We start from the raw sequence: 413 nt of genomic DNA on the forward strand, positions 1-413 counted from the left end.
GAGATCGAGGCCGATCACCTTGTTGGCCTTGCCGGCGATCAGTCCCTCCAGCACCTGCCGCTCGCGCTCGGTCAATTCGGCCAGGCGCGCCCGCACCGCGTCGCGCTCGGGCGCGCGCTTGGCCGTCCGGTCCGAGCGCGCCAGGGCCGAGCGGATGCTGGCGAGGAGCACCTCGTCGTCGAACGGCTTCTCGATGAAGTCGACCGCGCCGGCCTTCATGGCCGCGACCGCGAGGGCGACGTCCGCGTGGCCCGTCATGACGATGACCGGCGGCAGGCTGCCCCGCTGACGGAGGCGGTGCAGGAGCCCGACGCCGTCGATGCCGGGCATGCGCACGTCGGTGACGACGCAGCCGACGCGCTCGGGCTCCGCCGCCAGGAAGGCGGTCGCGGAATCATGGACGCGGACGGTCA

1 protein-coding gene is annotated in these 413 nt (G+C 73.1%); it reads right to left on the reverse strand.

The annotated features are described in order from the left end of the window. Positions 1-413 (reverse strand): response regulator (locus ACLBYB_RS32805; protein WP_447701380.1); only part of this gene is annotated, 413 nt, incomplete at both ends.

Source organism: Methylobacterium sp. D54C (assembly GCF_053345595.1).